Origin of the sequence: Hyphococcus aureus (assembly GCF_042643165.1) — a bacterium.
Taxonomy (GTDB): domain Bacteria; phylum Pseudomonadota; class Alphaproteobacteria; order Caulobacterales; family Parvularculaceae; genus Hyphococcus; species Hyphococcus aureus.
This window is the reverse complement of record NZ_JBHRSH010000001.1, coordinates 538,429-559,502: the sequence shown is the minus strand read 5'-3', so window position 1 is coordinate 559,502 and position 21,074 is coordinate 538,429. Positions and strand designations below refer to the sequence as shown.

General features: G+C 58.1%; 21 protein-coding genes and 2 pseudogenes. 20 read left to right on the top strand and 3 right to left on the bottom strand.

The features are described from left to right. The first annotated feature begins 119 nt into the window (after positions 1–119). The 16 genes and pseudogenes from ACFOOP_RS02555 (at position 120) to ACFOOP_RS02480 (ending at position 13,255) form a co-directional block, all read left to right on the top strand. Positions 120–458 (top strand): helix-turn-helix domain-containing protein, encoded by a 339-nt coding sequence (locus ACFOOP_RS02555; RefSeq protein WP_379879295.1) that lies wholly within the window; start codon positions 120–122, stop codon positions 456–458. After that, complete coding sequence (locus tag ACFOOP_RS02550) at positions 455–1,753, top strand: type II toxin-antitoxin system HipA family toxin (RefSeq protein WP_379879294.1); 1,299 nt, start codon at positions 455–457, stop codon at positions 1,751–1,753. The genes ACFOOP_RS02555 and ACFOOP_RS02550 overlap by 4 nt, the downstream gene beginning before the upstream one ends. Positions 1,754–1,883: 130 nt before the next feature. Next, the gene (trbB, locus tag ACFOOP_RS02545) at positions 1,884–2,888 is read left to right on the top strand and encodes a P-type conjugative transfer ATPase TrbB (RefSeq protein WP_379879293.1); all 1,005 of its coding nucleotides are present in this window, start codon (positions 1,884–1,886) and stop codon (positions 2,886–2,888) included. After that, positions 2,875–3,156: pseudogene (locus tag ACFOOP_RS02540) on the top strand (TrbC/VirB2 family type IV secretion system protein); the annotation flags it as partial. The gene trbB and the pseudogene ACFOOP_RS02540, both read left to right, overlap by 14 nt. 60 nt (positions 3,157–3,216) lie before the next feature. Continuing rightward, positions 3,217–3,468: a VirB3 family type IV secretion system protein gene (locus ACFOOP_RS02535; protein WP_379879292.1), complete on the top strand. Its 252-nt coding sequence runs from the start codon at positions 3,217–3,219 to the stop codon at positions 3,466–3,468. Then, entirely contained in the window at positions 3,462–5,909 is a 2,448-nt protein-coding gene (trbE, locus tag ACFOOP_RS02530; RefSeq protein ID WP_379879291.1) for a conjugal transfer protein TrbE, read from the top strand. The genes ACFOOP_RS02535 and trbE overlap by 7 nt, the downstream gene beginning before the upstream one ends. A 10-nt stretch (positions 5,910–5,919) precedes the next feature. Then, entirely contained in the window at positions 5,920–6,654 is a 735-nt protein-coding gene (gene trbJ / locus ACFOOP_RS02525) for a P-type conjugative transfer protein TrbJ (RefSeq protein WP_379879290.1), read from the top strand. A 2-nt stretch (positions 6,655–6,656) separates the two neighbouring features. Next, a complete protein-coding gene (gene trbL / locus ACFOOP_RS02520) occupies positions 6,657–7,985 on the top strand; it encodes a P-type conjugative transfer protein TrbL (RefSeq protein ID WP_379879289.1) in 1,329 nt (442 codons plus the stop codon). After that, positions 7,985–8,683 (top strand): conjugal transfer protein TrbF, encoded by a 699-nt coding sequence (trbF, locus tag ACFOOP_RS02515; RefSeq protein WP_379879288.1) that lies wholly within the window; start codon positions 7,985–7,987, stop codon positions 8,681–8,683. The genes trbL and trbF overlap by 1 nt, the downstream gene beginning before the upstream one ends. Then, positions 8,680–9,657: a P-type conjugative transfer protein TrbG gene (gene trbG / locus ACFOOP_RS02510; protein ID WP_379879287.1), complete on the top strand. Its 978-nt coding sequence runs from the start codon at positions 8,680–8,682 to the stop codon at positions 9,655–9,657. Before trbF ends, trbG begins: the two co-directional genes overlap by 4 nt. After that, positions 9,650–10,897, top strand: a complete 1,248-nt coding sequence (locus ACFOOP_RS02505) for a TraB/TrbI/VirB10 family type IV secretion system protein (RefSeq protein WP_379879286.1) — start codon at positions 9,650–9,652, stop codon at positions 10,895–10,897. The genes trbG and ACFOOP_RS02505 overlap by 8 nt, the downstream gene beginning before the upstream one ends. After that, positions 10,897–11,130: a DUF2274 domain-containing protein gene (locus ACFOOP_RS02500; RefSeq protein ID WP_379879285.1), complete on the top strand. Its 234-nt coding sequence runs from the start codon at positions 10,897–10,899 to the stop codon at positions 11,128–11,130. Before ACFOOP_RS02505 ends, ACFOOP_RS02500 begins: the two co-directional genes overlap by 1 nt. Positions 11,131–11,133: 3 nt before the next feature. Then, positions 11,134–11,457 carry a DUF736 domain-containing protein gene (locus ACFOOP_RS02495; RefSeq protein ID WP_379879284.1) on the top strand — a complete coding sequence of 108 codons (324 nt, stop codon included), beginning with the start codon at positions 11,134–11,136 and terminating at the stop codon, positions 11,455–11,457. Between the two features lie 88 nt (positions 11,458–11,545). Continuing rightward, positions 11,546–12,169, top strand: a complete 624-nt coding sequence (locus ACFOOP_RS02490) for a type IV toxin-antitoxin system AbiEi family antitoxin domain-containing protein (RefSeq protein ID WP_379879283.1) — start codon at positions 11,546–11,548, stop codon at positions 12,167–12,169. After that, complete coding sequence (locus tag ACFOOP_RS02485; RefSeq protein ID WP_379879282.1) at positions 12,162–13,025, top strand: nucleotidyl transferase AbiEii/AbiGii toxin family protein; 864 nt, start codon at positions 12,162–12,164, stop codon at positions 13,023–13,025. The genes ACFOOP_RS02490 and ACFOOP_RS02485 overlap by 8 nt, the downstream gene beginning before the upstream one ends. A 74-nt stretch (positions 13,026–13,099) precedes the next feature. Next, entirely contained in the window at positions 13,100–13,255 is a 156-nt protein-coding gene (locus tag ACFOOP_RS02480) for a hypothetical protein (RefSeq protein WP_379879281.1), read from the top strand. Positions 13,256–13,644: 389 nt separating this feature from the next. Here ACFOOP_RS02480 and ACFOOP_RS02475 read toward each other — a convergent pair whose 3' ends face one another. Beyond that, positions 13,645–14,271 (bottom strand): TetR/AcrR family transcriptional regulator, encoded by a 627-nt coding sequence (locus tag ACFOOP_RS02475; protein WP_379879280.1) that lies wholly within the window; start codon positions 14,269–14,271, stop codon positions 13,645–13,647. 74 nt (positions 14,272–14,345) lie between these two features. After that, positions 14,346–14,795 (bottom strand): annotated as a pseudogene (locus tag ACFOOP_RS02470) (integrase core domain-containing protein); the annotation flags it as partial. 355 nt (positions 14,796–15,150) lie between these two features. On the opposite strand from ACFOOP_RS02470, the gene ACFOOP_RS02465 reads away from it, so the two are divergent. From ACFOOP_RS02465 to ACFOOP_RS02450, 4 genes are all read left to right on the top strand, one after another. Beyond that, entirely contained in the window at positions 15,151–17,499 is a 2,349-nt protein-coding gene (locus tag ACFOOP_RS02465; RefSeq protein ID WP_379879279.1) for a TonB-dependent receptor, read from the top strand. A gap of 116 nt (positions 17,500–17,615) precedes the next feature. Next, entirely contained in the window at positions 17,616–18,533 is a 918-nt protein-coding gene (locus ACFOOP_RS02460; RefSeq protein ID WP_379879278.1) for a catechol 2,3-dioxygenase, read from the top strand. A gap of 87 nt (positions 18,534–18,620) precedes the next feature. Next, positions 18,621–18,983: a bifunctional 3-phenylpropionate/cinnamic acid dioxygenase ferredoxin subunit gene (locus ACFOOP_RS02455; RefSeq protein WP_379879277.1), complete on the top strand. Its 363-nt coding sequence runs from the start codon at positions 18,621–18,623 to the stop codon at positions 18,981–18,983. 90 nt (positions 18,984–19,073) lie between these two features. Further along, positions 19,074–19,385, top strand: a complete 312-nt coding sequence (locus ACFOOP_RS02450) for a 2Fe-2S iron-sulfur cluster-binding protein (RefSeq protein ID WP_379879276.1) — start codon at positions 19,074–19,076, stop codon at positions 19,383–19,385. On the opposite strand, the gene ACFOOP_RS02445 is transcribed toward ACFOOP_RS02450, so the two are convergent. Beyond that, positions 19,382–21,031, bottom strand: coding sequence for an AMP-binding protein (locus ACFOOP_RS02445; protein ID WP_379879275.1), 1,650 nt, complete (start codon positions 21,029–21,031; stop codon positions 19,382–19,384). The genes ACFOOP_RS02450 and ACFOOP_RS02445 overlap by 4 nt on opposite strands. Between the last annotated feature and the right edge of the window lie 43 nt (positions 21,032–21,074).

Below are 21,074 nucleotides of genomic sequence, written 5' to 3'. Positions count from 1 at the left end.
ATTATCATATCATAATTGATATTCTTTTTGAGTGTTTTACTTTGCCTTAAGCCCTTCCTTCGATATATCAATTGTGATATGAAATAGGCCAATATTCCTATTTTTCGATCAAAGGTGATATGATGAGAATCAATGCGCTGACCCCGGAACCGGCGATCCTGAAAGAGCTAGGCGAGCGTCTGGCGCGCATCCGTAAACAGCAGGGCCTTGCCCAGACCGGCCTCGCTGAAGAGGCCGGCATCGGCGTCGCCACGTTACGGCGGATTGAAGGGGGGCAGGACAGCCAGCTGGAATCCTGGCTGAAGATCCTGAAAGCCCTCAACATGACATCCGCCGTCGAGGCGCTGCTGCCGGAGAATTTCAATTCACCGATGGCTGAAGCGCGAGGCGCATCGCGCAAGCGGTCAAAGCTGTCCGAAGGATCGGCGGGAATCGTATGGGGGGATGAAACCTTGTGACGACGGCCACCGTCAAACTCTGGGGGACGGCGATCGGTTATGTCTCCATGGATGAGGGCGAGCAATTTGCGCGTTTCGAATATGATCCGGACTTTGCGCCATTCGGCATTGAACCGGCGCCGCTGCACATGCCCGTGCGTGCAGGACGTATTTATCAGTTCCGCGATCTCCATCCACGCTCCTTCCACGGCCTGCCCGGATTGCTCGCGGACAGTCTGCCCGACAAATATGGCAATCGTCTCATTGATATCTGGCTTGCCAAAACCGGGCGGCGCGCTGACCAGTTCAACGCGGTCGACCGGCTATGCTATACCGGGCGCCGGGGCATGGGCGCGCTCGAATATGAACCCAGTCTCGGCGCCGACACCGCGAAAGACAAACTCGTTGAGATCCAAGATTTGATCGAGCTCGCCTCCATGGCGTTTGCGGACAGGCAAACGCTCGATACGAAATTCGCAGCCGGCAAGGAAGAAAAAGCGCTGCTCGACATCCTGAGCGTCGGCACGTCAGCTGGCGGAGCCCGCGCGAAAGCTGTTATCGCCTTCGATCCTAATACAAAACAAGTCCGTTCAGGCCAGCTCGATCTTGCGCCCGGCTTCGAGCATTGGCTCATCAAATTCGACGGGGTCGCCTTCAGCGGCGATTGGGGCGTCGCCGATCCGGCCGGATATGGCTTGCTCGAATACAGCTATTACCTGATGGCGAAGGAATGCGGCATTGACATGACCGAGTGCCGGCTCTTCTCCGAGAACGGGCGCAACCACTTTATGACCCGCCGCTACGATCGCGATGAGAAGGGCGGCAAGAAATTCGTCCAGTCTTTCGCCGCGCTGGCGCATTTCGACTATTATGAGAGCGGCCAATACTCATACGAACAATTATTCATGACCATGCGCCAGCTCGACATCGCCAAAGCCGATGTCGAGGAGCAGTTCAGGCGCGTCATCTTCAATCTGGTCGGCTGCAATCAGGACGATCACGTCAAAAACTTCGCTTTCATCATGGATCGTAAAGGCGATTGGACCCTGACGCCCGCTTTCGATATGTGCCACGCCGAAGGCAGCGACTTCACGCGCTTTCATCAGCTCAGCATCAATGGAAAAACATCCGGCTTTACGAAAGCCGACCTCAAACATCTGGCGAAATACGCCGGCCTGCCGAACAACCGCGAGAAACTTATCCTAGAACAAACCGTCGGGGCGTTCGCTGGCTGGCGGGCGAAAGCGGAAGAATTAGGCGTCCCCAAACAAATCCAGGAACATGTCCTCCGCACGCTGCGTCTCGACTGGGCCTGAGGCCCCAAACCCATAAGACCTTCGATCAAGCCTGATTTCGGCCCGCGTAATTGCGGCTTTCCAGCCTATCGAATGCGGCGCATGACGCCGATGCTCGCTCTCGACTTGAAACCGTCGAGAACCCGAGCCCATGTCGCAATACGCCTCTCATTCAGAGACATCATGCCGCCGCCAGACCATGCTGCGCTCGGCCTTTCGCGGTGCCGTCGCGGCGGCGCTCGACGCCGATGATGTCATCGAAGTGCTCGCCAATCCCGACGGGTCGATCTGGATCGAGCGGGCAGGCTTAGGTCTTGCGCGCGAAGCTGAAACCCTCGACGCCGATGCGAGAGAACGCATTATCAGGCTTGTCGCGAATAGCGTCGGCGAGACTTGCGACCGCGCGAATCCCGTCATCTCGGCTGAACTCCCCGGCTCCGGCGAACGCTTCGAAGGGCTCCTGCCGCCGGTTTCCGAAGCGCCGTGTTTCGCAATCCGTAAACCGGCCGCCGCGCCCTATACGCTTGACGACTATGTGATGAGCGGCGCGCTGGCGCCGGCCGTCGCGGACGCGCTTCGGTCCTCACTCGGGAGCCGCGCCAATATCGTCATCGCCGGCGGCACGTCGTCGGGCAAGACCACGTTCACCAATGCGCTGCTCGCGGAAGCCGCCTTCGCCGAAGAGCGCATAGTCATTCTCGAAGACACGCGCGAACTCAAATGCGCAGCGAAGAATGCGGTTGCGCTGAGAACCCATGGAGAGGGTGCAAGCCTGTCGCGTCTCGTCCGGTCGACCATGCGCCTTCGCCCCGACCGCATCATAGTTGGCGAGGTGAGGGGGCCGGAAGCGCTCGATCTCTTAAAGGCGTGGAACACTGGTCATCCCGGCGGCGTCACGACGCTGCACGCAAATTCCGCGGAAGGCGCGCTATCGCGGCTTGAGCAGCTCGCCGCCGAAGCGACGGGCGCCTCGCCGCAACGTCTTATCGCCGAAGCGGTCGACGTCGTCGTCTTCATGTCGCGCCGCGACGGCGTGCGGCGCGTCGAGGACGCGCTGCGCGTCGCCGGTATCGACGGCGATTCTTACGCATTTGCCCCGCTCTGCGAACCCAGACTCGTTCCCGAACTCAAAGGAGAAACTCATGAAAGCCGTTAAGACGAACACTTTGATGCGCAAGGCGCTCGCCACTGGCGCTGCGCTCGCATTCCTTGCTGGTACGGCGCACGCCGCCGGGTCCGGGATGCCCTGGGAAGGGCCGCTCGACCAGATCCTGCAATCGATCGAAGGTCCCGTCGCGCGCATCGCCGCCGTCATTGTCATTATCATGACGGGCCTTGCGCTCGCTTTTGGCGAGTCGTCGGGCGGCATGCGCAAACTCATTCAGATCGTCTTCGGGCTTTCCATCGCCTTCGCCGCGACGAGTTTCTTCCTTGCCTTCTTTTCCTTTGGCGGCGGCGCCGTTCTTTACTGAGAGAGTTCTTCCGTGGACGGTTTCGAAATCCCCCTGCGCCGGTCACTCACGGAGCCGATCCTCCTTGGCGGCGCGCCTCGGTCTGCCGCGATCCTGATCGGCACCGTCGCTGCGGCGCTGGCGCTGGGGCTTCGCCTCTGGTTGCCCGGACTTCTCGTCTGGCTCGCCGGCCATACCGGCGCCGTTATGGCGGCGAAAGCCGATCCGGATTTTATGAGCGTTGCGATCCGCAGCCTCCGGCACAAGGCCCATTTGTCATGCTGAACCTACGCGAATATCGCGAAAAGCCGCGGCTCTTGTCGGACTATCTCCCCTGGGCGTGTAGTCCGGCGCCGGGGATCATCCTCAACAAGGACGGCTCGTTCCAAAAGACCTTCCGCTATCGTGGACCGGACTTAGAGAGCGCGACCGAGGCCGAGCTCCTCGCGAGACACGCGCGCGTCAACAATGTGCTGCGCCGTTTCGGATCGGGCTGGGCGCTTTTCTTCGAGGCGGTGCGCGTTGAGGCTCACGACTATCCGCATTCGGACTTTGGCGACGCCGCCTCCTGGCTTGTCGACGAAGAACGGCGGCTGCGTTTCGAAGGCGGGCTCGACGGCGAGAGCGGCGACCAGTTTGAAAGCCATTATTATCTGACGCTGCTCTGGCTGCCGCCAGCGGATGCGAAAGGCCGCGCCGAACGCGCGCTCATCACCCGGTCTGAAAAACATGGAAACGACGACTGGCGCCGGCGGCTTGAGACCTTCGTTGAGACTAGCGTGCGGGCCTATGATCTTCTGTCGGCGGCGCTCGTTGATATCGAGCCTTTGAACGACAGCGAAACGCTGTCCTATCTCCATTCCTGCGTGTCGGCGAAACGTCATCGGGTCGCGGCGCCGGAAATCCCCGTCTTTCTCGACGCCATCTTGGCGGATGAACCGTTCACCGGCGGTCTCGAACCGATGATCGGCGACCATCATCTGCGGACGCTGACCATCCTCGGTTTTCCGGCGTCGACCATGCCGGGCATCCTCGACGATTTGAACCGCCAGGGCTTTCCCTATCGCTGGGCGACGCGCTTCATCGCCATGGACAAGCACGAGGCTGAAAAGGTTCTCGCAAAACAGCGTCGGCACTGGTTCGCCAAGCGTAAGTCCATGGGCGCGGTCATACGCGAAGTGATGTTCAACGAACAGGCGGCGCTCCTCGACAATGATGCCGACAACAAGGCTGCCGACGCCGACGCCGCCTTGCAGGAACTCGGCAACGATCTCGTCTCTTTCGGTTACGTCACCACCACAGTGACGGTGATGAGCGACGAGATCGGCGAAGTCGAAGACCGCTTGCGCGCTGCCGAGCAGATCATCAATGGCCGCGGCTTTACCGCGATCCGAGAGACCTTGAACGCTGTCGAAGCCTGGCTCGGCTCGCTGCCGGGCCATGTCTACGCCAATGTGCGCCAGCCGATCCTCCACACCTTGAATCTCGCGCATATGACGCCGCTCTCTTCCGTTTGGGCGGGTGCGGCGAGCAATAACCACCTTGGCGCGCCCGCGCTCATTCAGGCGCACACCAATGGCGCGACGCCGTTTCGGGTCAATCTCCATGTCGGTGATGTCGGCCATACGCTCGTGGTCGGCCCCACCGGCGCCGGCAAGTCGGCGCTTTTATCGCTGATCGCCATGCAATGGCGGCGCTATGAGGACGCGCAAATCTTCATCTTCGACAAGGGCCGCTCGGCGCGCGCCACAACGCTCGCGGTTGGGGGCGCCCATATCGATCTTGGGACCGACGGCGCGCCTTCGCTGCAACCCCTGAAAGATATCGATGACGAGCGCGGCGCCGCCTTCGCCGCCGACTGGATCGCCGGGCTCGCGGCGCGTGAAGGCGTTTCGATGACGCCCGATAAAAAGGAAGCCCTGTGGTCGGCAATCAAATCCTTGAGCACGGCCGAACGACCTGAGCGCACCATCACCGGGCTCGTCATGCTGTTGCAGCATGAAGAACTTAAATCCGCGCTTCACCCCTTCACCCTGGAAGGGCCATACGGGCGGCTCATCGACGCCGACCATGAGACTCTGGAGATTTCCGACACGGTCTGCTTCGAGATGGAATCCTTGATGGCGTCGCCCGCTGCGGTCGCGCCGGTGGTCACCTATCTTTTCCATCGCCTTGAGGCGCGTCTCGACGGGCGCCCGACGCTCATCATCCTTGACGAGGCCTGGCTGTTCCTCGACAGCCCGCTCTTCGCCGCGCGCATCCGCGAATGGCTGAAGACGCTTCGCAAGAAAAATGTCGCCGTCGTCTTTGCGACGCAATCGCTCGCCGACATTGCGGGCGCCTCGATTGCCCCGGCCATCGTCGAGAGCTGCCCGACGCGCATCTTTCTTCCGAATGAACGCGCCCTCGAACCGCAGCAGCGCGAAACCTATGAACGCTTCGGGCTCAATCCGCGACAGGTCGAAATCATCGCCGGCGCAACGCCAAAGCGAGACTATTATTTCCAGTCGCCCTTAGGCGCACGCATTTTCGAACTTGGGCTCGGCCCCGTTGCGCTCGCCTTTTGCGGCTCGTCAAGTCCCGCAGACCAGAAACTCATGGACGAGATCGTCAAAGGCGGCGCGCCGTTCGCCGAACAATTCCTCGCACGGAAAAATCTAAAATGGGCCGTTGATATCTTGCGACAGTGGCCGGGCGCCGCGTCATCCCTGATGGCGGCTGAATAGGAGGATAAGGATGAAGAAGTCGATCATCAGCATCATCATGTTGGGCGCCATGCCGGTCATGAGCATCGCTGGAACGGCGCATGCGCAATTCGGGTTCGGCGGCATCGTTTATGACCCGACCAATCACGCCCAGAACCTGCTGACGGCGGCGCGCTCGCTGACGCAGATCGAAAACCAGATCAAGCAGCTCGCCCATGAGGTCACGATGCTTGAGAACCAGGCGAAGGATTTGGCCAATCTGCCCACGTCGGTCGCCGACGATTTGAAAGCAAAACTTCTCACCATCGATGCGCTGATCAGCGTCGCGGACGGAATCGCCTACAAGGTCTCCGAGATCGAGACCGACTACGAGACCATCTATCGCGAGACTTACGGCGCGTCGCCGCCAGCTGCGCCGGTGATTGTCGCCGAAGCGCGCGACGCCTGGAAGCAATCGCGCGCCGGCTACAAGCACTCGCTTCAGGTGCAGGCCCAGGTCGTCACGAACATCCGCGACGATATCGACGAACTCCACGGGCTCGTCGGCGAGAGCCAGGGCGCCGGCGGAAACTTGCAGGTCCTGCAGGCGGGCAATCAAATCGCCGCACTCTCCGCCGAACAGATGATGCAGATTCAAACTCTGCTCGCCGCGCAATATCGCGCCGAGGCGCTCGAAGCCTCGCGCGCGCTCGCCGAACGTGAACGGGGAAAGGCGCGTCTCATCCGTTTTCTTGGCGACGATGACGCCTACACGCCGGGAGGTTGAAGGTGGACGATCTCTCGGTCATCGATTCCTTTCTGGAGACCTTCTCGACCTATATCGACTCCGGATTCGGACTGTTGTCGCCAGACGTCGCTTTTCTGACGACCATCCTTATCGCCATCGACATCACGCTCGCCGGTCTCTTCTGGGCGATGGCCGAGAACACGAATGTCGTCGCGCAGCTTATCAAGAAAGTGCTCTATGTCGGTTTCTTCGCCTTCATCATCGGCAATTTCGCGTTTCTGAGCGGCGTCATCTTCGACAGCTTTGCCGAACTCGGGCTTCGCGCCGGCGGATCGACCATGACTTCGGCGGATCTGATGCGCCCCGGTTTCGTAGCCAATGCTGGCTTTGACGCGGGCAAGCCGCTTCTCGAAGAGATCGGCGATCTCACCGGTCCCATCGCGTTTTTCGAAAACTTCGTCACCATCGCGATCCTCTTTTTCGCCTGGGCGGTGGTGCTGTTGTCGTTCTTTATCCTCGCCGTGCAGCTCTTCATCACCGTGCTCGAATTCAAGCTGACGACGCTCGCCGGGTTCATCCTCGTTCCCTTCGCCCTCTGGAACAAGACGACGTTCCTCGCCGAACGCGTCCTCGGCAATGTCATTACGTCCGGAATCAAACTGATGGTGCTCGCCATCATCCTCGGCATCGGTTCGACGATGTTCGCCTCGCTCGCCAGCGCTTTTTCGAGCGGCGATGTCACCATGGAACAGGCGCTGTCGGTGACGCTCGCGGCGGTGTCGATTTTCGGTCTCGGCATTTTCGGACCCGGCATCGCCGCCGGTCTCATCACCGGCGCGCCGCAACTCGGCGCCGGCGCCGCCGTCGGAACCGTCGGCGGTCTCGCCGCCGGGGCTTATATGGGCGGGGCAGGCGCCATGGCGGCCGGGCGCGCGTCGGCCGGTGGGGCATCGAACGCGGTCAAGGCCGGCGCATCGCTCTCGGGCGGCGCGTCGGCGAGCTACCAACTCGGCAAGATCGCCTCCGGAAAGTCAGGCGTTTCCGGCGCCGCCGCCGGCCTGGGCGGCATGGCGCGCGCTGGCGCTGACAGCGTCAGGACATTTGCAGCCAAACCCTTCGAAGGCTTGCGCGCCGCTTATGACAAGGGCGGCGCCGCCGCATTCTCCGCGACCGGCGGCAAATCTTCCGGCGGAACGATTGCGAGTCTTTCCGCGTCCGGCGCCGCGCCCAAAAACGACAATTGGGCGGGCCGCTTCGAGGCGCGCCAGAATGTTCGCGACGCCGGCGGTCTCGCCGCCCACACGATCCGCAGCGGAGACGCATCCTCCGGCGGCGCGGCGCCCACTCTCAAAGAACGCGAGGACTCCTAATGCTTTTCAAACGCGCATCGGCTTCCTATGGCGAAACGCCAGAGCCGGAAACGCCTTTTCAGAAGGCCGGACAAATCTGGGACGCGCGCATCGGCGCGGCGCGCGTGCAAGCCGCGAATTGGCGCTTCATGGCGTTCGGGTGTCTTGCGCTCGCCGCTGCGTCATCAGCCGGCCTTATATGGCGTTCCCTGCAATCGACCGTCACGCCTTATGTGATCGAAGTCGACGAACTTGGCGCCGTTCAGGCGGTCGGTCCGGCGGCGCTGCGTTACAATCCTACCGACGCGCAGATCGCGCATCATTTGGCGCGGTTCCTTGAAAATGTGCGCGGCCTTTCCGTCGATCCTATCGTCGTGCGTCAGAACTGGCTTTCGGGCTACGACTTTACGACCGACAAGGGCGCGGCGGTGCTCAACGATTACGCCCGCGACAATGACCCCTTCGAGAGCGTCGGACGGCGCTCTCGCACGGTCGATGTCGTGAGCGTCGTCCGCGTTTCGGACGACACCTTCCAGGCGCGCTGGATCGAACGCACATTTGAAAACTCCGCTTTCACCAAGACCGAACGCTTCACCGCGCTGATCACCATCGTCATCGACCCGCCGCGCGACGCGGCGACCTTACGCAAAAACCCCCTCGGCATATTCATCCACGGCCTCAACTGGAGCGAGGATCTCGACACCGGAGAAAAAAAATGAACAAGATCATGATATCCGCCAGTCTTGCAGTGTTGTTGACGGCCTGCGAAACCTATCCGTCGCCCTCGCAGGAAACTTACGTTCCCGCCGTCGCCGCCTTCGACGATGAAACGACGCTTCCCGTGGAGATCGTCGAGACGCCGCAAGCGCTGCCATTGCCGGGACAGCTCAAAGCAATCCCGTCGCCAAGCCAGAAATCAAAGGAGCCACCTGCAACACCGGAAGACGCAATCGCCGAAGGCGCCAAGAAAGCGCGCATCGAACCTTCTCTTAACGGCTATATCAACGCCGTTCAGGTCTATCCCTATACGGAGGGCGCCCTTTACCGGCTTTATGCGGCGCCGGGACAGGTCTCGGATATCGCCTTGCAGCCGGGCGAGACGCTGATCTCCGTTTCCGCCGGCGACACGGTGCGCTGGGTCGTCGGCGACACATTGTCGGGCGGCCCCGATGGAGAGCGCGCGCATATTCTGGTGAAACCGATTGCGCCAGAGCTTTCAACCAATCTGATGATCGCGACGGACCGACGCGTCTATCATCTGGAGCTCACCAGCACTGACGGCGCCTATATGGCGGCGCTGTCTTGGGCGTACCCGCAGGACGAGCTGGACGGTTTGCGCGCCCGAAACCGAAACGCCCTGGCGCGCGACGAGCGCACGATTGCGAAGGGGCTGGCGCTAGGGGATTTGAATTTCGGCTACCGCATCGAAGGCGACAAGCCCGACTGGCGCCCGGTTCGGGTCTTCGACGACGGCCGCCAAGTTTACATTCAGATGCCGGCGGCGATTGCTACTACCGACGCCCCGCCGCTTTTCGTCGTCGGCCGCAAGGGCGGCGCTGAACTCGTCAATTACCGGGTGAAGGACAATTACTACATTGTCGATCGCCTCTTCTCGCGCGCCGAGCTGCGTCATGGCGAGAAAAACCAGACCGTCGTCAGGATCGTGAAGACCGGCGAGGACCGCAATGGCTGAACCCATCCCCTTCGAGGAACAAGCCGAGGCGCTGAAACTGCGCGCAAAGCCGAAGCCGGTGACGCAGATCAACCGCAAGGTGGTGATCGCCGGCGCCGGTGTTGGGGCGGTTTTATTGTTTCTCGCGGCCTCCGTTGCGCTTGATCCGCCAAAGGTTTCGGGGGACGACGAGCCGCGCGAGCTTTACAACACCCGCAACAAGCCGAAGGCGGACGCGCTCAGCATCCTGCCGGCAAGTTACGATCAATTGCCTGCGCCAAAACCGGCCATCGAGCTAGGACCGCCGATCCCCGGCGATCTCGGCGGCGCCATGCTGGCGGCGGAACGCGATCTCGGGATCGAGCCCGATGTTTATCAGACGGCCTATGATGATTTTCGCCCCGATCCGGTGAGCGAGGCCGAACGCGCCGAACGCATCAGGCAGGCGAAACTTGCGCAGGAGAGTCTCGCATCGCCCGTCTTCTTTAAGGTGAACGGCAAAGCGCTCGGAAAGGCGTCGGACATATCGCCGGCTCCCGATCCGGCCGATCCTTTCGCCGCCATTCGCGAAGTGAGCGCAGCGTTTGGAGGCGGCGGCGACAGCGATCCGAACAAGCAGGATTCTAAAATCGCTTTCGTCGGCCATGCGGCGACGGACGATATTTTGAATCCCCATGGGCTCACCGATCCCGTCTCGCCCTATCAGGTGATGGCCGGGACGATTATTCCCGCGAGTTTGATAACGGGGCTTAATTCCGATCTGCCGGGAACGATCATCGCACAGGTGACGCAGCCCGTTTACGACACGGTTTCCGGCGCGCATCTTCTCATCCCACAAGGCGCGCGATTGATCGGCCGCTATGACAGCCAGGTCTCCTTCGGGCAGGACCGCGCGCTCATCGTTTGGGACCGGGTCTTGTTTCCTGACGGCGCTTCGCTTCGGATAGACGCCATGCCGGCCGCCGACGCCGCCGGTTATGCTGGCTTGTCCGACAAGGTTGACAATCACTGGGGCCGCGTCTTCGTCGCCGCCGGATTGGGGTCGCTGCTGGGCGTCGGGACGGAACTTGCGATCGACGATGATGACGGCCTGACACGCGCCATTCGCGATTCCTATCAGGACACGGCGAACCAGGCCGGTCAGCGCATCGTTGATCGCAATCTCAATATTCAGCCGACCTTGAAAGTGCGGCCCGGCTGGCCGCTCCGCGTCATCGTCACGCGCGATCTCGTATTGCGCCCCTTTAAGGATCATTTGTGATGGCGTTGAAACTTGCACAACTTCCGGATCGCGCGCCGGTGAAGCTCACGATCCAGTTGACGCCGGACCAGATTGCAACGCTCACAGATTATGCAGAAATCTATGAGGCGATTTACGGCAAGCGCGCGTCCATCGAACAGCTCGCGCCTGAGATGCTCGAAACATTTTTGAACGGCGACGCCGGCTTCAAGCGGGCGCGCAAAGACCTTCATCAGCAGCGAAAGGAGAAATAGACCATGCCCATGATCGGAACTTTTTCAAAGACGGATGACAGCTTTGTCGGAACGATCCGCACCATGACCATTAACGTCAAGGCGAAGATAGTGCCCAACAAGGAGAAGGCTAATGACGGCGCCCCTGATTATCGCGTCTATGCCGGCGGGGCCGAACTCGGCGCCGGCTGGCGGGAAAAATCGAAAGACGAAGGGAAAGAGTACTTGGCATTGAAACTCGACGATCCGAGTTTCGCGGTGCCCATCCGCGCCGCCTTTTTCGCAAATGACGAGGAGGGAACGGGCGTCATGATGTGGAGCCGGGGCTCCTCAGCCCCGGGAGTATAGGCCGGAAGGAGGTTTTTGCTTGGAATTCCGGGCTTGGTGTGTTACAAAACCTCGGACAAAATTAATTATTGTCCGAGGATTTGTAACAGTGTCTAAAGCGCCCGCACAGAGCCAAAGAAAAAAGCTCCTGACCTATATGGCCCGCCGGCCCCTCGTTCGATCACGCGATCTCCGCGAGATCGGGGTCAGCGCGACCGCCATAACCCGCGCCGTAAACGATGGCGATATTATCAGGATCGGACGAGGCGTTTATCAGCTGGCGGGAGCCGATATCGAGTTCAACGCCAGCCTCGCCGAAGTCGGAAAGCGGGCGCCGAAAGCAGTCATCTGTCTGACCTCGGCGCTGGCCTTTCATGGGCTCACCGATCAGCTTCCAAGAAAAGTCTGGATCGCGATCGGCGCCAAAGATTGGGAGCCGGCCATTTCCTATCCGCAAACGAGAACCGTGCGCTTCAGGGAGCCTTATTATTCCAACGGCGTCGAGATATATGAAATCGGCGGCGTTCCCGTCAAGATTTACACAGTCCCGAAATCGATTGCGGACGCTTTCCGAAATCCGAAACTGGTCGATCGGTCGGTGGCGATCGAAAGCCTGAAGTCTGCCCTCGATACGCGCAAAGCATCGCCATCGGAGCTCGCCAGCGCCGCCGAAGCTTACGGCGCCGGCAAACGAATGCGCCCCTATCTGGAAGCGCTGACCTCCAATGGCTAAAGGCCCGTCCAACATCGCCGCGTCCGTTCGCCAGCGCCTCCTCAATTTGGCGCGGAAAGAACAGCGCGTCTTTGACGTTGTTCTTGTCGCGTTCGGATTGGAGCGATTGATCTATCGCCTTTCCGTCTCCGGCCATCGCGACCGGTTCGTCCTGAAGGGCGGCATGCTGGTCACGCTGTGGACGACCGATCCGGGACGTTTCACCCGCGACGTCGATTTTCTGGGCTTTGGCGACGATGATGAGGAGCAATTGAAGGCGGCGTTTGCAGAAATACTCGCCATTGACGCTGGCGACGGCCTGGTTTTCGATACCGCTGAAATTTCAGCAACAGAAATCAGAGAAGATCAGGTCTATGGCGGAAAGCGATTGAAGACGACAGCCTATCTTGGAAAAACACGAATCCCCATCACAATTGACCTGGGTTTTGGCGACGCGCTCGGCGATCCAACGTTCGAGATTGAATACGCATCCCTTCTTGATTTTGAGCCGGCGACAATCAGGGCTTATTCGCCGGCGACCGTAATGGCGGAGAAGTTTCAGGCGGTGGTTGATCTCGGCCTGGTGAATGGACGCATGAAAGATGTTTACGATCTCTGGGCGGTTCCGCGAGCGGTCGAAATCGACACCGAAGAGCTAGCGAGTACGCTGCGATCGACCTTCGAAAGGCGGAAAACCGAAATACCAAAGGAGCGGCCGCCCGGCCTGACGCCCGAATTTGCGACCGATCCGGCGAAAGCGACCCAATGGGCGGCCTATGCAGAATCAACCGACCTCGAAGGCGTCGCCCTGATCGATGTTGTCGAAGAAATCTGGCGACGCATGCAGCCGGTTTGCGCGACCGCCGTAGCGAGGTGATATTCGGTAGCTTCGACAAGTGCCGGCGCGATGTGCTGGCAGGCTATGCTCGCCAACCCGAAATTGTGCTCGTTATGGATGAACTCACATGGATCGCCGATCGCGGCGAACAGGTTCTCGGGGTGGTTTTCGGCGATCGCATCGACGATGATTTCGGCCGGGTTGCTTTGTGTCAGGCTCCGAAGGCTGAGTTTCGTGTTGTCCTACAGACAATAAAGCCATCAAACTAATTTGAAATACACAGTTTTATCAATCAATTATGTGGCACATTGCGTAACTCACCCTTGGCTGACACTAGCTCAAACGACACACTCCAAAAAGTTCGAAGGTAAAAATGGGGTCGCATTTTTTTGCGCGTTGGCTAATTGATTGCGAAAAATAATTGGCTCCCCTTTGTGAACACGTATCGAACTTTGTTTCAGGCGCCAAAGCCCGAATTCCGGGCGTTATTGCAGGAGGTCGGCTCTACAAACGCGGGTTTTAGTGCTACCCATCAGCTTTAGAAATATTGGCTGAATTCACCTTCGAATTGCTCAGCTTTCCGCAAGCGGTCGAGAGCTGCTGTGAGCGTCGACTATCGACCAGCGTGATCCAGAGTCGGCAGTTGCAGAGAGGACGCTTATTCATTCTTTCTCTGCTCGATGAAGTCGGTGGCGCTCATATTTAAGGCGAACGCGCAAAATTGATCCGACACTTTCATTAATTGTTGTTTGGAAAACTGCTTATGCCAAGCTGGCGTCCAGTTTAGTGCAGCGATCATGCCGCGTCGGCAATATTCTGGATCGCTTTTTAGAAGCCGGTGTTTCTTCAGACTAGTTAATTCGCGTACCCATATAATGCGATATTGCTCATTTAACGCACGCAATCGTTTGCGCGCTTCTTTTGGTAAGGAAGCCCATTCACGAAAGGATACTTCATGCGCATCACCTGGGGGGCCGGTGAGTGCAATCAAGTGCGACAAGACCAACCCATGAAAACGGGAAAGAGGCCCGATTAAATTCGATAAATGATCTTCGACAATGGATAGGCCGCTGGTCATTCCATGTTCGATAACCGCTTCAAGGAGCTGTTCCTTGCTATCGAAATGATAAAAAATGCTGCCGGAGGTAATACCGATTTCGTCGGCGATATCTCGAACCGTCGTTCGCTGAAAGCCCAGCCTATTGAACAATTTTGCTGACGCCGTGATCAGCGTTTCTCTGCGCGAGACCGCATTGGCAGTTTCTATTTTCTTTGGCCGAGCCATCTCGCAATCCTTTACAGTTCATATGATCCGTTCTCCAACTTGCTCTCGCCGGAAGGTAGATTTATTCGGCTTTGTCAGAATGGCGGACTAATTGCGCCATCGTGATTGGCAAACGCCATCGGCGGCTTGATGCCGATCGCGCCATGCGGTCTTAGCTCATTGTAGTATCTACGCCAATCCTCCAGCTTATTCTTTGCGTCATCGAGCGAAAGGAACCAATGCTTATTCAGGCATTCTGCACGGAGTCGACCGTTAAGCGACTCGATAAATGCGTTGTCGGTCGGCTTTCCAGGCCGCGAGAAGTCGAGCATCACCTTGTTCTGATACGCCCAAAGGTCGAGATCACGAGAGATGAACTCCGAGCCCTAATCGACGTGGATCGTTTCCGGCAAGCCACCCTCCTTGCGGATACGTTCCAGCGTTCCGACGACTTTCTCGCCGCGATAGCTGAACCGCGGATCGATCACCGGCGAGAACCGCGAAAAGATATCAACTACCGTCAGGATGCGCCGCTTGCGGCCCAGCGGCAGCGGCTCGATCCGGCTCATGGGTTCGCCTCTGTCGCGACCGGCTTCGGGATGCTGATCAGATTGTAGGCGGCGGCCGCGAAGGCGAAGTCCGTTCTGACGCGTCCGATTAAGCGGGTCTTGGCTCGTCCGCCGACCGTCTTCAATACAGACGAAGGCTTCCGGCTATTCGCGACCCGTTTTCCTGTTTGCGCAGAACAGCGAGCCCTCGCGCCGTTAGACATGCGAATCGTTGTTGACAGAACGTCACAGTCGCCTTAATCAAGCGCTTGGTAAATTCCTGATCAAGTGCTTGCTTGAATCGGGGCAGGTTTATTTGCTCAGCGGAAAACCGCGAGCCGGGAGGATGAAAATGAGTTCGGAAAAAACTAGATTTTTCAATGCGATTCGTGTGCTGCTGATAGGGGCAAGCTCTCAGGCGATTCTCGCTCCGGTGACCGCGTTCGCGCAGGAGACTGATGACGCGGCGCCTGAAGCGGCGGGCGAACGCCGGTCTCTCGACACCATAGTCGTCACCGCGCAAAAGCGGGAAGAAACGGCCCAGTCTGTTCCGATCTCCATTTCTGCATTTTCCGGTGAAACGCTGGAGCAGGGGCAACTGACCACGCTGACAGACCTTGCCCAAGTGACGCCAGGTCTTGCTTTCAATACTTTCCAGCCAGGTCAGCCGGAAATCTCCATTCGCGGCGTTGGAACGAAAGAGGATGGCGCTGGGGCTTCCGATTCAACGTTGGTTATGGTTGACGGCGTCTATATTGCCGCTCGGTCCGCTTCAAACGTCGATATATTCGATCTCGAGCGCGTTGAGGTATTGCGCGGGCCGCAAGGCACGCTGTTCGGCAAGAACTCGATCGGCGGCGTCATCAACTATATTACCCGAAAGCCCGATGATGAGTTCCGCGTGCGAGTGCGTCAAACGGTCGGAAAGTATGACCAGTTCGATACTGCGGCCATGGTCAATGTGCCGTTGACTGACAATTTGTTCACAAAACTGTCGTTCAGCCGCCGTGCATTTGAAGGTTATGACCGCTGGATTGGCCCGGGCCAGGGCGATGAAATTGGTGGTAACAATCTTTTTGCCTGGCGCGCGCAGGCGCTGTGGGAAGCCGCCGATGATTTGAGCGTTCTCGTGTCCATTGACGGCGCCGACGAAGAACTTGGCAATATTAATCGGCAACCGGTCGGCTCAGCCGGCCCGCTTCACGATTGCGGTTGCGCGTCGGATCCCATTGCCGTCGACATTGCGCTTGGTGGTGCAGACTCGGTGCGCACCTATCTCGGCGAAGAGGATAATGGCGGCGAACGCAATGTTTTCGGCGCAATGGTTGAAATCAATAAGGATTTCTCATTTGCGACGCTGACCGCAATGGGCGCGTATCGGGAGTCCGAATATTATTTCTCCCACGACGACACGGGTTTGCCGCCGTCGCCGGTGGTTGATTTAACTGGATCTAATGGCAATCCGAACGATTTGCTGTTGGGCGATCCGGGCATCGGATTCACCTTCGACAACAGCGATATTGTCTGGGAGGATTCACAGCAATTCACAGGAGAGATTCGTCTTTCTTCTAACTCGGGAGGCCCGCTAGAATGGGTGGTCGGCGCGTTCGGAAGCATAGAGGAAATCGACAGAACAGAAGGTATTTTTTTTACAGCGCTTGCGGATGCGTCGCTTGATCCGAACTATGCGGCGGCGACGATGTTATTTCAAGGGCGTGCTGTTGCTGCGTTTGCGCAAGCGACATATGACCTGACGGATCGACTGAGCCTGACAGCGGGCGGACGCTTCTCTTACGAAGAAAAAGAGATTGTCGCTTTCAACGAAATTCCGGCATCGCCGAGCTTACAGCTTGTGCTTTCCGCATTTCCACCATCAATGGGTGATGATGACTGGGATAATTTTTCATGGAAAGCAGCGATTGATTACGAGATTGTCGACGATGTGCTGATCTATGGCACGGTCTCGACCGGCTTCAAGAGTGGCGGCTTTACCGGAGCGGCGACGACTGCTGCTGGCGCGACAACGCCGTTTATGCCGGAAGAGGCGACGAACTACGAAATCGGGATGAAGGGGGACTTCCTCGACAGTCGGCTTCGCGTCAATCTTTCCGGCTTTTACGTTGATTACAAGGACCTTCAGGTTACACGCTTCTTCCAGCCGCCGACGTCAGGCGCGGGTGAGTTTATCACCGAAAACGCCGCTGACGCCGAAATTATGGGTTTCGAGGGGGAGTTCACTGCGCTGCTGACCGATAATATTGAGGTTGGCGGATTCTATTCCTATCTTGACGCGACGTTCGAGAATTTCTTCGGCACGCCGGACATTTCCGGGGGCGGCGACTTTACTGGCAACCTCTTGCGACAGGCGCCAAAACATTCCGGTGGCGGTCATGTTCAGTATATTCACGAGCTTGGCTCCGGCCACGGCAGCCTGACGGCGAATGTCAACGTGAAATATCAGAGCTTATCGTACACGAATGTGGACAACAACCCGCTTGACGTCATTCCCGAGCACACGGTTGGCGACGCGTGGCTCGCTTGGAACTCGGATAATGACAAGTGGATGGTTCAGGCCTGGGTCAGAAACTTCACCGATGAAGTCTACCGCACTCACGTCTTCACGCAGCGAGGTAACCGGATCGCATTTGGCACCTATGCGCCGCCGCGCACCTATGGTTTGACGTTGCAGTACAACTACTAGGCCAGTTTTAGAGGCGGCGCATCTGAATGTGGGCCGCCTCATTCATCATGGCGCAGGAGTTCTTCGAGTGAGTGAGCCGACGTTGGAGAACGCGTGTCGAACACGGAGGGTATGAAATGATTTCACCAGTCTTGAGGCCCGGTTTTATACAGCTCCGCGTGCTCGATATTGAAGAAGCGATTATTCACTACCGTGATCATATGGGGCTCGATCTCGTGTCCCGCGATGACGGGCGGGTTTTTCTGAAGGCTTTTGATGAATTCGATCGCCACAGCGTAGTGCTTCGCGAGGCTGACAACGTAGGGCTCGACGTGGTGGCGTTTAAGATGGCGTCACAGGACGCTGTTGAGGAGTTCAGCCGTAAACTCGATGAACGAGGCGTCAAGCATGAGAAGATCGAGCCGGAGGAGCAACCCGGCGTCGGCGAGCGGTTGCGCGTGCATATGCCGACCGGGCACAAGCTTGATTTTTATGACGCCATGGCGCTCTCCGATAACGGGCCAATGACTGAAAATCCGGAACTGTGGAGGGAAGAGCCCAAGGGCATGCGCATTGTAAGATTTGATCATTGTGCGTTGCTTGGCGACGAAATCGACGCCGCCGCTGAAATTTTGGTCGAATGTCTCGGCTTTAGCGTTGCCGAACGCGTTGTCGATCCGAATGACGAGAATATAGCCATATTTCTTTCCTGCTCCAATAAAGCTCATGACATTGCTTTTTTGAAGGCGCCGGTGAAGAGCAAGCTCCACCACGCGTCGTTTCTGTTGGAGTCCTGGGCTGATATCGGGCACGCGGCCGACTTGATGGCGCGGCGCAATATCAAGATCGATATCGGTCCGACTCGGCACGGTATTACGAGGGGGCAAACGATTTATTTTTTTGACCCTTCGGGCAACCGCAACGAAACGTTTTCGGGCGGGTATCATTTTTATCCGGACAATCCTACGCGCGTTTGGACGACGGATAAATTCGGCAAAGGACTTTTTTACTACGAGCAGGAAGTCATTGAAAGTTTTGTCGGTGTTTATACATAAAGCAGCATTGCGCTTCGTCAGGCGTTTGGCTGAAGCGCGTCGGCGGCATCTACACGACATACATGCTTCCAAGAGATGGTGGGATTTATGGTGTTTGTAAGAGTTTGTAGTAGTGCGGATATTTCCGAAGGCGAAGTCAGTCGGTTCGCGCCCGACGGCGCGGAAGAAGCGATTGTGGTCTGTCACTCCGATGGAGAGTTTTTTGCGATCGCCGACAAGTGTTCGCACGGCAATTGGAGTTTGTCGGAAGGGTTTCTCGAAAACTGCCAACTTGAATGCGTTCTGCATGGATCGGCGTTTGACCTGAAGACCGGATGGCCGGACAAGCTTCCCGCCACAAAGCCCGTAAAAATATACGATGTTAAAGTTGAAGATGGCGATGTGTTTGTCGATGTGTCTTCCGGCAGAATAACGCAACCAGACGAAGATAATTTTGCAGCAAGTCAGTAGCACATTACGGAAGCGTCTAATCGAGGCGGTGCAGAAGGGCAGGCGCGAACGGTGCGCCGGCCCGCGCCTGCGGTCAGACTAGTGATAAGCGTGGCGGCTTTTCGCATATCAATTCCGGAGGCAGGATGTGTTTCGGCTAGCAAAGCAGATGAAAGCGTTCTCGCTGCAATGGGGCGTCAGGGACTAAAGAAGATCCCATCAGGATGTCATGGCGGCGGTTGCGGCGTTTGCAAGATTAGAATTCTGTTCGGCCGTTATCGCGTCGGCAAGATGAATCGCGACGTTATCTCGCCCGACGAAGTCAAGGCCGGGTTTGCCTTGGCGTGCAAAACGTTTGCCGAGGAAGATCTGGAAATCGCGGTCGTCGGACGGATGAGAAAATATTATCGTGAGCGGCTTTAGGAACGGCCCGGATTTTCAGCAAAGTCCGCTTTCGCGAGGGCGCGCAATTCAAACTTCTGTATTTTCCCTGTCGCCGTTTTCGGTAACACTTGAATACTCACGCGAGTTGGGCATTTGAAATGGGCGAGGCGCTCACGACAGAACGCGATGATTTCTTCAGCGTTAGCGTCTTTGCCCGGGACCGTTTCGATAAAAGCATGTGGCGTCTCGCCCCATTTTTCATGCGGCGCGGCAACAACGGCGGCCCCCGAAACGGCAGGATGTTTATACAGCACGCCTTCGACCTCGATGCTCGAGATATTCTCGCCGCCGGAAATAATAATATCTTTGGACCGGTCTCGGATTTCGAGATAGCCGTCGGGATGGCAGACCGCGAGGTCGCCGCTGTGAAAATATCCGCCGGCCAGCGCCTTATCGGTGGCTTCAGGATTTTTGAAGTATTCCGACATGACCAGGTTTCCGCGGAACATCACTTCGCCGAGCGTTTCGCCGTCCTGCGGCGCCGGCTGCATGGTTTCAGGATTCATCACAACCATTTCTTCGACCATCGGATAGCCGACTCCCTGACGGGCCTTTAGTTCCGCTTGCCGTTCGACCGACAAGGCGTTCCATTCCGGCCGCCAGGCATTAACGGCGCAGGGGCCATAAACCTCCGTAAGCCCGTAGGTGTGGGTGATGTCGAATCCGGTTTCCTGCGCCACTTGAAGCAAGGCGGCAGGCGGTGCCGCACCGGCCGTCATCACCGCGACGCGAAGCTTCTCGCTTGATTTCTCGGTTGCAGCTGCGGCATCGACAAGCATTCTGACGACGATAGGAGCGCCGCACAAATGCGTAACCTGATGCTCATTGATCAAGCAAAGAAGCATCTCCGCTTCCACGCCGCGCACGCACACATTGACGCCGCCCTGCAGTGCGATCGTCCAGGGGAAACACCAGCCATTGCAGTGAAAAAGGGGCAATGACCACAGGTAAACCGGAAAATGAGGCATCTGCCAGGACAGCGCGTTGCCTATCGCATTCAAGTATGCGCCGCGATGATGCAAAACGACGCCCTTTGGATCGCCGGTCGTGCCCGAAGTATAGTTGAGCGCAATCGGATCGCCTTCATCCAGTTCCGACGGTGAGATCGTGTCACCGGAGCCTGATTTCAGGAAGTCCTCATAGGTCTGAGTGGCGGAAGATGGCAACTCGTCAAATGTCGGATCCTCAATGTCAATGACCAACATTTCCCGCCCGGCATTTTTGATCGCTTCGTCGGCCAAGTCGCTGTAACGCCTATCCACAAGGAATATTTTCGTTTCGGCGTGATCGAGAATGAAAGCAACGGCTTCGGCGTCGAGGCGGGTGTTAATGGCGTTAATGACGCCGCCCGCCATCGGAATGCCGAAACATGCTTCAATCGACGCAGGGATATTGTCGGCGATGATTGACACTGTTTCCTTGCGGTTCAAGCCGGCGCCGCGCAACGCGCTCGCCAGGCGATGGCATCGGGCGGCGGTCTCAGCCCATGTTCGCTGCTCGGCGCCGTAAATCACGGCTGGCAGATCGGCGTAGACAGCCGCCGTACGCGTCAGAAAGCTGATCGGGGATAGAGCGGCGAAATTGGCGGCGGCCGGGGATTCGGTCGCTTTATCTCGATCGATCATGTTCGGGGTTTCCTGCGTTAAGGTTCTCAAGGGCCCTGCTGAA